At 49.6% G+C, this 8,937-nt stretch carries 9 protein-coding genes; 3 read left to right on the forward strand and 6 right to left on the reverse strand.

The genetic code is table 11. The annotated features are described in order from the left end of the window. Positions 1 to 828, forward strand: an 828-nt coding sequence (locus tag ACTHS3_RS05370; protein ID WP_440367320.1) for an ATP-binding protein, incomplete at its 5' end; no start/stop codon positions are given. Positions 829 to 893: 65 nt separating this feature from the next. Here ACTHS3_RS05370 and ACTHS3_RS05375 read toward each other — a convergent pair. Continuing rightward, positions 894 to 1,322, reverse strand: coding sequence for a Spy/CpxP family protein refolding chaperone (locus ACTHS3_RS05375; RefSeq protein WP_049336552.1), 429 nt, complete (start codon positions 1,320 to 1,322; stop codon positions 894 to 896). 277 nt (positions 1,323 to 1,599) lie between these two features. Here ACTHS3_RS05375 and rpe point away from each other — a divergent pair, with 277 nt between their 5' ends. Continuing rightward, the gene (gene rpe, locus ACTHS3_RS05380; RefSeq protein WP_070625401.1) at positions 1,600 to 2,280 is read left to right on the forward strand and encodes a ribulose-phosphate 3-epimerase; all 681 of its coding nucleotides are present in this window, start codon (positions 1,600 to 1,602) and stop codon (positions 2,278 to 2,280) included. A 105-nt stretch (positions 2,281 to 2,385) separates the two neighbouring features. On the opposite strand, the gene ACTHS3_RS05385 is transcribed toward rpe, so the two are convergent. Both ACTHS3_RS05385 and ypfJ read right to left on the reverse strand, forming a co-directional pair. After that, entirely contained in the window at positions 2,386 to 3,768 is a 1,383-nt protein-coding gene (locus tag ACTHS3_RS05385) for a phosphomannomutase/phosphoglucomutase (protein WP_070625399.1), read from the reverse strand. Between the two features lie 121 nt (positions 3,769 to 3,889). Further along, positions 3,890 to 4,729 (reverse strand): KPN_02809 family neutral zinc metallopeptidase, encoded by an 840-nt coding sequence (ypfJ, locus tag ACTHS3_RS05390; RefSeq protein WP_004519832.1) that lies wholly within the window; start codon positions 4,727 to 4,729, stop codon positions 3,890 to 3,892. A 186-nt stretch (positions 4,730 to 4,915) separates the two neighbouring features. On the opposite strand from ypfJ, the gene ACTHS3_RS05395 reads away from it, so the two are divergent. After that, positions 4,916 to 5,413, forward strand: a complete 498-nt coding sequence (locus ACTHS3_RS05395) for a YbhB/YbcL family Raf kinase inhibitor-like protein (protein ID WP_039862157.1) — start codon at positions 4,916 to 4,918, stop codon at positions 5,411 to 5,413. A gap of 75 nt (positions 5,414 to 5,488) precedes the next feature. Here the strand turns inward: ACTHS3_RS05395 and ACTHS3_RS05400 are convergent, their stop codons facing one another. The 3 genes from ACTHS3_RS05400 to ACTHS3_RS05410 all read right to left on the reverse strand — a co-directional run bounded on the left by ACTHS3_RS05400 (position 5,489) and on the right by ACTHS3_RS05410 (position 8,898). Continuing rightward, positions 5,489 to 5,998, reverse strand: a complete 510-nt coding sequence (locus tag ACTHS3_RS05400; RefSeq protein WP_004519830.1) for a peptidylprolyl isomerase — start codon at positions 5,996 to 5,998, stop codon at positions 5,489 to 5,491. A gap of 118 nt (positions 5,999 to 6,116) precedes the next feature. After that, a complete protein-coding gene (locus tag ACTHS3_RS05405) occupies positions 6,117 to 7,532 on the reverse strand; it encodes an SLC13 family permease (RefSeq protein WP_070625397.1) in 1,416 nt (471 codons plus the stop codon). Positions 7,533 to 7,725: 193 nt separating this feature from the next. Then, a complete protein-coding gene (locus ACTHS3_RS05410) occupies positions 7,726 to 8,898 on the reverse strand; it encodes a sugar transporter (RefSeq protein WP_107737529.1) in 1,173 nt (390 codons plus the stop codon). Positions 8,899 to 8,937 lie beyond the last annotated feature (39 nt).

The raw sequence follows: 8,937 nt of genomic DNA on the forward strand, positions 1-8,937 counted from the left end.
TTAAACCGTCTGGATTTAATCCTGCCTGACGAAGCCGGTAAAACCGACTGGCGCGCTTTGGCCTACCGTTGGCACAGCGTGGGCAAAAAAGGCATTTTGGAAAGCCTGCCACGTCCGCATACGTTTCCTTTGAGCAGATTGGCGGCAGTCGGTTCGCAAACCGACAGGCTGAAACGCAATACCGAGCAATTTTTGGCAGGCCGTCCGGCAAATAATGTCTTGATGACCGGCGCACGCGGTACGGGCAAATCTTCCTTGGTTAAAGCGTTGTTACACGAATACGCCGAGCGCGGCCTGCGACTGATTGAGGTGGATAAAAGCGATTTGATCAGCTTACCGGCTTTGTTGACGCTGTTGTCTGAGCGTCCCGAGAAATTTATCGTTTTCTGCGATGATTTGTCGTTTGAAACCGGTGATGAGACCTATAAAGCCTTGAAAACTGCTTTAGACGGCGGACTGTCGCAACGTTGCACCAATGTTTTGGTTTATGCCACTTCCAACCGCCGTCATTTAATTCCTGAATACATGGATGAAAACGGCGGTACTACGGGCACTCGCGGCGAAATTCATCAGAAAGAGGCCGTCGAGGAGAAAATCTCCCTTTCCGACCGCTTCGGTTTGTGGCTGAGTTTTTATCCTTTCGATCAAAACGATTATTTGACCGCCGTAGCCAACTGGTTGGAAGATTTCAATGTTCCTTTTGATGACACGGCACGCCAAGCCGCGTTGCAATGGGCGCAAATGCGCGGCAGCCGTTCAGGCCGTTCGGCATGGCAGTTTGCCTGCGACTGGGCAGGTCGGTTGCCGGAAGAAAGAGTGCTGGATTAAGGCGAAAAAAGCAAAGGCCGTCTGAATATGGTTTCAGACGGCCTTTTTGTATTTTTATTTATCCATCAGCGCAAGCATGAAGACAACCATTGCTGGCGTTGGCGCGGATTGAGCAGATGGTAGAGGCGGTATTGGATTTCCATTTCATCTACCGCATAGTCCATGCTGGAGAGGTAGCGGTTTTCAACATAATCGCGGGCGGCGTTTGAGTCGAATGAGTCGCCGGAGAGGATTTTGATGATGGTTTGACGGCGGTTGCGGTCGGAGCGTACAGTTTTACGGTAGGCTTTATCGTTGATTTGTTTGAAATCGGTACGCAGGCGGCGCAGGGCGGCGTGTTGGTCGGCGGATAAATTGAGCTGTCGGATGTCGCAATTCGGGTGAAAGTCGTCCAAAGTGGCCAGAAACGGACCGGCATGTGCAGGCAGACTGGAACAGAGTAGGGCAAGTGCTAAGAAAATAAAAGTCGGATAGCGGGAAAGTGCAACAGACACGGTGTTTTCCTAATGTTTCATCAGGTTTGGAAATATAACCGATAAGCGTGTGAAAGGCAGTATCAATGCAGTTAACTTTTGTTAATGATGTTAGATTTTTTTGAATGTGTATGTAATCTAATAATTTATTTTCAAAGCCTTACTATGTGATTATAAGTTTCATTAATGTATATGAAATGTAAATTCACAAAAATGACGGCAGAGACGTTGTCGGCGGCATACAACATAGGGTTAAAAATGCGATAATGACAAAGGAACACACTTTAGGAGAATAAACATGACCGACTACCGTATTGCCCCTAGTATTTTGTCTGCCGATTTTGCCCGTTTGGGCGAAGAGGTTGCCGAAGTTATCCGCGCGGGTGCGGATTTGATTCATTTTGACGTGATGGACAATCATTATGTGCCGAATCTGACTTTCGGCCCTATGGTTTGTGCGGCTTTGAAACCGTATGCAACCGTGCCGGTCGATGTGCATTTGATGGTTGAGCCGGTGGACGATTTGATTCATGCGTTTGCCAAATCCGGTGCCAATATCATTACCTTTCATCCCGAAGCCAGCCGCCATGTCGACCGCAGCTTGGGTTTGATTAAAGAATACGGCTGTCAGGCAGGCTTGGTATTGAATCCTGCTACGCCGGTTAATATTCTGGAAAACGTTTTGGACAAACTGGATATGGTGTTGCTGATGTCGGTCAACCCGGGCTTTGGCGGGCAAAGCTTTATCCCGAATACGCTGGTGAAAATCCGCAAAGTGCGCGAGATGTTGGACGAGTATGAACGGCAAAGCGGCCGCCATATCGCATTGGAAGTCGATGGCGGCGTGAAGACAGACAATATTGCTGAAATTGCGGCGGCGGGTGCGGATACGTTTGTCGCCGGTTCGGCAATTTTTGGCAAACCGGATTACAAAGCCGTTATCGATGAAATGCGTCAACAGTTGGCGCAAGTCGGATAACTAAGCCGGGATATTCTTGTTTTTTCAAACTTTGAAATAGCAATATTGAATATTAAAGGCCGTCTGAAATGATTTTCAGACGGCCTTTTGTTTTAGCCTAAACCCTTACAGCGGCCATTTCAATGCAGGATTGCTTTCAATGACTGCTTTGAATTGGTTTTGAATACGCTCAATCGCTTCTTGCGTATCCGCTTCAAAACGCAATACCAAAATCGGCGTGGTATTGGAAGCACGCATCAGGCCGAAGCCGTCAGGGAATTCAACGCGCAAGCCGTCGATGGTGATGATTTCGGTCGCACCTTCAAACTTGGCATTGGCAGCCAGCTCTTCAATCACTTTGTGCCCGTTGCTGCCTTCCGGCAGGTCGATGTTGAGTTCCGGAGTAGAAATGCTTTGCGGTAGCTTGTTCAACACTTCGGACGGATTGTCGAAGGCAGACAGGATTTCCAAGAGGCGTGCGCCGGCATACATACCGTCATCGAAGCCGAACCAGCGTTCTTTAAAGAAAACGTGACCGCTCATTTCGCCGGCAACCAGTGCGCCGGTTTTTTTCATGGTGGATTTGATGAAGCTGTGGCCGGTTTTTTCCATCACAGGATCGCCGCCGTGTTCTTTAATCCAAGGTGCGAGCAGGCGGGTGGATTTGACGTCGAAAATCACTTTGGCTTTAGGATTGCGGCTCAACACGTCTTGCGCGAAAAGCATCAGTTGGCGGTCTGGATAGATGATGTTGCCGTCTTTGGTGACCACGCCCAAGCGGTCGGCATCGCCGTCAAATGCCAAGCCGATTTCAGCATTGCCGTTTTTGAGCTCGACGATGAGGTCTTGCAGGTTTTTCGGTTTGGACGGATCAGGGTGGTGATTAGGGAAATTGCCGTCCACTTCGCAGAAAAGTTCGGTCACTTCGTTGCCCAAACCTTTGTAGAGTTTGCCTGCAAATGCGCCGCCGACACCGTTGCCCGCGTCAATCACGATTTTCATCGGGCGTTTGATTTTGATGTGGCCGACGATGTTGTTGTGGTATTCGCCGGAGATGTCTTTTTCGGTTACGCTGCCTTGTTTGTCGGCGGCAACAAAACCGTCTTTCTCAACAATAGCTAAAAGTTCTTGAATGGCTTCGCCTGCGAGCGTGTCGCCGCCGAGCATCATTTTGAAACCGTTGTAATCGGGCGGATTGTGGCTGCCGGTAATCATCACGCCGCTGCCGCCGCATTCGTTGATGGCTGCGAAGTAAAGCATAGGAGTGGCAACCATGCCGACGTTGAGGACATCGATGCCGCTGTCTGTAAAACCGCGTTGAATTTGTGCCATCAGGCCGGGGCCGCTCAAACGGCCATCGCGGCCGAGTGCGATGCGGGTAATGCCTTTTTCGGAGGCTTTGGTGGCAATGGCTTTGCCGATTAAGTAGGCAGCTTCGTCAGTCAGAGTTTTACCGACGATGCCCCGGATGTCGTAGGCTTTGAAAATGTCGCGGGCGATATTTGCCATGTGGATTTCCTTTGAATTTAAGGGAAAATAATAGGCGTTATTCTAACACGGCTAAAAGGCCGTCTGAAGAATTCAGACGGCCTTTTGTCGTTACATCAAAGAACAGTGTTGCTTGGACGAATCAATTGTTGAAAGTGTTGCACTGGTTGATGTCGCCGCTTTCCAAACCGCGCTTGAGCCAAGTCATGCGTTCTTCGGACGAGCCATGAGTAAAGCTGTCGGGAACGACATAGCCCTGAGCCTGTTTCTGCAAGCGGTCATCACCGACGGATTCGGCAGCAAGCATGGCTTTTTGAATGTCTTCGGCTTTGAAGATGTTGTTGTTGACGGCGTAGTGTCCCCAAATACCGGCGAAACAGTCGGCCTGCAATTCGAGTTTGACGGAAAGGGCATTGGCCTCTTTCTTGCCGACTTGCTGTTGCATTTTGTGGACTTTAGGCAGAATGCCGAGCAGGTTTTGAACGTGATGGCCGACTTCATGGGCAATAACGTAGGCAAACGCAGCATCGCTGGCAGATTTGAGTTTGGTGCGCATGTCTTCGTAGAAACTCAAATCCAAATAAACTTTTTGGTCGCCCGGGCAGTAAAACGGACCCATGGCAGATTGGCCCGTACCGCAGGCGGTGGACGTGCCGCCTTCATACAACACCATGGTTGCCGGTGTATAGCGTTGGCCGTGTTGTTGGAAATATTTGCTCCATGCTTTTTCCGTATCGGCAAGGACGACGCGGGACAGTTCGTTCAACTCGGCTTCTTGTTGGCTGTCGAGTCGGGAAGCTTGCTGGGTAGGAATGCCCATCGAAGATGAGCCGCCAACCAAACCGCTCAAATCCACGCCGTAATATGCGCCGACCAAAACCACGATAATGCCGAGTATGCCCGGTGTTTTGCCGCCACCGCCGCCACTGCTTCCGCGGCGATCTTCGACGTTTTGGCTTTGTTCACGACCTTTCCAATCCATAATGCGTATCCTGTGTAGTTTTCATGCGGCGGATTATACTATGGAATGTCAAATGTGTTTGATCGAATTGTGAATATTGCTTGAGGCCGTCTGAAAATGCGACATCGGGAAAGTGAAAACGGCAGTATCTTTCAGACGGCCTTGGTGTTTGTTAGAATGAACAAACCTACTATTGGGAGATATAAGATGAAAGTCAGCAGTAAAGCTATTGTCAACGGCGAATTTGAAGACAAATACGGCAAGCGCGGCAGCCAGTTCAGCCCGAGCGGTATGCCTTCTTATTCGATTCCTTTTGAGATCAAAGATGCACCTGAAGGAACAAAATCGTTTGCCGTGGTGTTGGAAGACAAAGATGCCATTTCGGCATCGGGTTTCGTATGGACGCATTGGTTGATTTCGGATTTGAAACGTACTTCCGTGGCAGAAAATGAAAGTATTTCTGCAACAGATTTCACACAGGGTGCGAACACTTGGGCAAGCGCGTTGGGTAAATTTGAAATCGAAGAGGCCTCGTTTTACGGCGGTATGGCGCCACCGAACAACCGTCATCGTTATGAGTTGATTGTGTACGCGTTGGATACCGTTTTGGATTTGCCGCGCGGTTTCCGCTTTAATGAGTTGCATTTTGCCATGCAGGGCCATGTTTTGGATTCGGCATGCGTGGTCGGTACTTATGATGTGTGACGGTATGCGTCATTATTGAAAAAAGCCTGTCCGAGTTAAAAACGGACAGGCTGTTTTTATGAGAAATCAAATCAATTAAACCACTTCGGCTTTAGTGATGATGACAGGTTCGCTCGGTACGTCGTCGTGGTAACCGTGACGTTTGGTAGAAACGCCTTCGATGGCATCGACAACGTCAAAACCGTCAACGACTTTACCGAATACGGCATAGCCCCAGTCTTGGACAACGGTTTTGCCGTACAGCTCTTTAGAACGGAAGTTCAGGAAGGCGTTGTCGGCGGTGTTGATGAAGAATTGCGCGCTGGCAGAGTGAGGATCAGAAGTACGCGCCATAGCGATGGTGTATTTCTCGTTAGGTAAACCGTTGGACGCTTCGTTTTGAATCGGATCGCGGGTTTCTTTTTCGTTCATGTTTTCATCCATGCCGCCGCCTTGAATCATGAAGCCTTTGATAACACGGTGGAAGATTACGCCGTCGTAGAAGCCGTCTTTAACGTATTGCTCGAAGTTTTTAGCAGTAACGGGGGCTTTGTCGAAATCGAGTTCGATTTTGATGTCGCCTTTGTTGGTGTGCAGGATAATCATGGGTTTCCTTTCGTTAGAATCCGGTTTTGAATCATTCGTTAAATTGTGTCTGAACGACAAACTTCAAGGCCGTCTGAAAAATTTTCTTTCAGACGGCCTTGTTGTTTAGGTCGATGGTTTACATCAGTACAGCATAAGCCCACAGAGCAACCAATACTACGCAGAGGATGTTTAGCAATAAGCCGACATTCATCATTTCGCGTTGTTTGATTAAGCCTGTACCGAACACAATCGCGTTAGGCGGTGTGGCAACCGGCAACATGAAGGCACAAGATGCGCCGACACCGATGACGAATACCAAGACTTGTTCCGGCAGGCCCATTTGCGCGGCAATGCTGGCGAAAATAGGCACAAGCAGAGCGGCGGAAGCCGTGTTACTGGTGAACTCGGTCAGGAAGATGATGAAGGTGGCAACCACGAAAATCACCAGCAATGCAGGAGAATGGGAGAATGTGGAAGCAACTTGCTGACCCAGTGCTTCAGATGCACCGGAAGATTGCAGCAACGCGCTCAAGCTGATACCACCACCGAAGAGCATCAATACACCCCAGTCGGTATTGCGGGCAACTTCTTTCCATTGCGCCACGCCGAATACGACAACGGCAACGGCGGCAATCAGGGCGATAACGGTATCAGGGTTGGAAATGCCGAATGCAGCTTTGATTTTGGAGCTGAATACCCAAGCAACGGCAGCTGCCAAGAAAATCAACAGCGCGATAACGCGGTGCAAAGTCCAAGGGATAGATTCGGCTTTAACTTCCACGCGCTCGTTCAAATTAGGCTTGAGGATGACGTACATGGAGAACAGCATCAGCGGCAGAATCAACAGCATCATCGGCAGGCCGAGCTTCATCCAGCCGACGAAGTCCAAGTTCAGCGCTTTGGCGGCAATCATGTTCGGCGGAGAACCGACCACGGTACCTAAGCCGCCGATACTGGCGCAGTAGGCGATGCCGAGCAGAACGAAAACATAGGTTTTGCGTTCTTTTTCTTGATCGAGGTGGCTCATCATACCCATGGCCAAAGGCAGCATCATTGCGGCAGTCGCAGTGTTACTGATCCACATAGACAGGAAGGCGGTAACGGCAAACAGCATCAACACGGCAACTTTCATATTTCCGCGGGAGAGGCGCAACAGGCTGACGGCGATTTTACGGTCGAGACGCTGCATGTGCAGGGCGGTTGCAAGCGCGAAGCCGCCGAAGAAAATATAAATCGTCGGGTCGGAGAAACCTGCCATCGCTTTTTTGATGTCCATATCCGGGAAGCCGAGTACAACGGCAAGGATAGGGATCATCAGTGCGGTAACGGTAATGTGTACGGCTTCGGTAAACCAAAGTGCCGCAACGAAAATCAACAGCGCGATACCTTTGTTGGCATCAGGGCTATAAGGAAGTATGTAATAAATGCCGAAGCAGACGACGGCGGAGATGATGGTGGTCAGCAGGCCTTTAAAGTCGGTAATCGGCTTTTGTGCACTGAGCAGCTCGACGTTTTCCGGATGCTGGGTTTTGTCCTTTGCGTGCAGATCCATAGAATGTTCCTCTGAAGTTTGCTGGTTTTTCTTTTACGCTTGTGCCGGCCGTTTTCAGACGGCCTGACAACGACAGTATATTTGTAATTTAATGTAGTGTAAATAAATTGTAAATTATTTTTTAAAATAAAATAAAAAACGGACAAGCAGCAGGAAGGCTGTTTGTCCGTTCGATTAGGAAAGTGATTGGATTTTAAACATTTTGCGTCAGATTGTCTTGTTCCTTAAACAACAAGCCGCAAACGGCCAGACCTGCCGCCGCCAGCAAGGCTCCGGCAATGCCGATATTGGAAAGACCGAACCAGACGGTTACATAATGCCCCAAAAGTGCACCGCCGCCGATGCCGACATTGTACAAACCTGAATAAATCGAGTTGGCCACATCTGTCGCGTCGGAAGCAAACGTCAATACTTTTGAGACCATGCCCAAACTGACGATGACGATGGCCACGCCCCAAATAAACACCAGCGCGTACACCGCATAAGGGAAAGAGGCAAACGGCAGAAGCAGCAGAGCAGAGAGCAGGATGACCGCCACCGCGCCAAGCATAAACAGGCGTTGCGATTTGGCAAACCATTTGCCAAACAGATAAGAAGCGGCGAAGCCTGCCAAACCGTACAGGCTCAAAACGATGGTAACTTGTTCAGCCTTAAATCCGCCAACTTGCAACACAAAAGGCTCGATATAGCTGTATGCCGTGAAATGGGCTGTAATAATCAACACCGTCATGGCATAGAGCAACATCAGGTTGCGGCGTTTGAACAAACTCGGCAGGCTGCTTAAAGAACCGGTATTCTGGCTGGGTAAAGCAGGTAGGTTTTTGGCCAACACCAGCATTACGCCGGCGGCGCAGACCCCAATCAGCAGGAAGCTGAGCTGCCAGCCGAAGTATTGCCCAACCACTCGCCCCAGCGGAATACCCAATACCATCGCCAAAACCGTACCCGTACTGAGCAGGCCCAAAGCCTGATTGGTTTTGCCGGTGGGTGCAAGCCGTACCGCCAAAGAAGCCGTAATCGACCAAAAGACAGCGTGTGTCAGCGCAATACCAATACGGCTGATCAAGAGGATGTTGAAGTTCCAAGAAAAGAACGACAGCGCGTGGAATACGACGAATAATGCAAACAACGCCAGCAATAATTTGCGCCGTTCGATGTTTTTCGTCATCAGCATTAGCGGCAGAGACAGCAACGCCACAATCCACGCATACACCGTGATCATCATGCCTACTTCCGTTGCCTGCATTTTGAAGCTTTGGCCAATATCGCTCAAAAGCGCAATCGGAATGTATTCGGTGGTATTGAAAATAAACGCCCCCACCGCCAGAGCGCATACGCTAACCCATTGTTTGAATGTTGAAGTCATTATTATGTCCGTTTGATGAAGCAAAAGGCGTTATTGTAC

The organism is Neisseria sp. P0009.S007, assembly GCF_051962515.1.